The 2,294-nt window shown below is 40.5% G+C and carries 2 protein-coding genes; both read right to left on the bottom strand.

Going from position 1 to position 2,294, the window contains the following annotated elements; all coding sequences use genetic code 11:
• Positions 1 to 247: 247 nt before the first annotated feature.
• Positions 248 to 1,270 carry a hypothetical protein gene (locus AC1DPQ_RS25320; RefSeq protein WP_477582417.1) on the bottom strand — a complete coding sequence of 341 codons (1,023 nt, stop codon included), beginning with the start codon at positions 1,268 to 1,270 and terminating at the stop codon, positions 248 to 250.
• A complete protein-coding gene (locus AC1DPQ_RS25325; RefSeq protein WP_477611256.1) occupies positions 1,267 to 1,623 on the bottom strand; it encodes a hypothetical protein in 357 nt (118 codons plus the stop codon). The genes AC1DPQ_RS25320 and AC1DPQ_RS25325 overlap by 4 nt, the downstream gene beginning before the upstream one ends.
• Positions 1,624 to 2,294: the final 671 nt, after the last annotated feature.

Raw genomic sequence — 2,294 nt, forward strand, 5'->3', positions numbered from 1 at the left:
GGCCAGCAGAGCTGGGGGTAAAGTTTTTTAATATATAAGTCTCTTCTATTACACTACCATTGCCAGGCTCCAATAGAAAGCTCGTCGTTTATCATATCTAAAAAACCATGTCATTCATATTGATTTTTATGAAATAAATTAACTCTCAAAATGACAAAACTGAAAAAAGCGCCCGTCATTTAACCACAAAGGCGCAAAGCAGGCGGAACTGGCTCATCATTTGGCGCGTCGCTTTTAAGGAATTTCACTAAAAATCGATAGAGAAACCTCCGCCAAGAACAAAACCTTTATCGAAATTTGGTGGAAGCTCGCCTGCAGTATACTTGATCGCAATCTTGGTTTTAGTGCCCGGACCTAAATTAATTTTAAGCAGCTTTTCTATCCTGATCATGTAAAAGTAATTCCAGTCTTTACCTGCGTTTTTCAACAATAAATTACGGTCGAGGTCGTAATACGAATCGAATAAAAAGGCGATCCGCTCATTTCCAGAAAGTATACCCGTTTCCCATTCAGCTTTAAGGTTTAACCTGTTCATAAATTTCGAGTCTTCAAGCAAAGGGGCAAGGCTGGTTTTATTCGCGCCGGTTACGTAATCATAACCGACAGATAAATCCAACTGCCTGGGATTGTTGTTTTTTGCCGCCCTTAACAAACCAAAAGGAAAATCGAGGATCGAACTCAGGTAAGAAGTGGAAACAGCAAGCTGCGGGCCAAATGCGAAATCGTAATTCCTGAAATCCTGGGTGGTTTCATGTTTCGCATGCAGGTTAAACGATAGCCACAAGGGCGAAGCTACCTGTGCGGCCTGATCACGTATTTGTTGAACAAGAGGGTCTTTTCCAGGAGGTAGTTCTGGGTCATCATCTGCCAGTGGATCTATCGTGCTACGCGGCCCAAGGTCTTTGCCTTTTACGTGAAACAGGGGCTGCCCCTCCAATTTAATTTCTGAAATCAGGCTGCTGTTTTTGTTTTTATCCTCAGCAACGGTTACAAAACCCCTACTGCCTAATGATAGGTTAAGTTTATTAATTTTAGCCGGATCCTTGCCCAATAGTTTTTTATCCAGTTGAAACTGATAATCGATCCCGAATGATCCTTTTTCCGGATCGATAAATTTAAGGTCAAGCTTTAGCCCGTATTTATCGAACACTTTAAACGAACCCGACGCTTCTACCATACTTTTTTTTGCCGTGGTATCCGCACCAGTTGTTTGTGCAACTGCCAGGCTTCCAAAACCCAGGCAGGAGATCAATAAYAGCGCCCTTTTCATTTTCCTATCGCTTTAGCGCTAAGCTTATCACTTGGAAAAACAGCCTTATCAGCCCAGGTGTTTATCATCGCTTCGTTGGTCTGCGTATCTTTATCCAGGTCGACCAGGATATCTTCAAGCGCCAGCGAAACATTATAATGGGCTAAAATCTGGTTAAAATTATAGGCAAACCTGATTTTTGATCTTTTAATGGCATCAGGATCTATCCCCCAATTCATATCCTTTACCTTAGCCGCTAAAAATTCATCCCAGGCATCAAATGGATTTACATCATCAAGCGGATTATCTGATACACCAAAATAAGTGCGCTTAATGAAACGTCTTTTCTTTTCCGTTAATTCTGATTCTTTCATAATGGTTTTTTTGGGTTTAACACAATAACAAGAATATTGGCGTAAGCTAAAGCAGGCTAAAAAATAAAACTAAATCTACATATTAAGTAGCTCACTATCAATGCCTCTTGCTGGGAATATTATTGTTGGTTCATTCGGCAATGGTTTATTCTGTTAATTGTAGACCAAACCGAGCACCCCATTCCATATTATTTGACCATATAAGCTTCAGCATTTTTTAATCAGCGCTAATCGCTCCCCGCCAAACGCCTGACTGTTTCCACAATCCATCATACATTTTCCATATTTTTTAACCGCAAAGCGCACAGAGAGAAGGCGCAAAGACCGCAGCGTTGGGCATAATCGAGATTATATAATCTTATATGTTTCAATTAAAAAGATCCTTCACTTTCAACTATGCCTAGTACAGCTCACTTATGATGACAAAACGGAAAAATCGTCCGTCATTCCCGCGCAGGCGAGAACCACGCAGTGCTCAGCGAAGCTAATCTTAAAGCTCAATACATTACGACTAACCTTCTCTTTTTAGAAAAAATTGAATAGTTTAGCTATTCATAAATTCACGGAATCTCTAATGCTAAAAGTGCGCTCAGCATGAAAAAACACCTTAAATACATTGATGGCAGTTCGGATAAGTTCTGGCAGATTGAAGTACTCAACAATAGCTACAC

It is taken from the genome of Pedobacter sp. 01T416_2 (assembly GCF_056398925.1).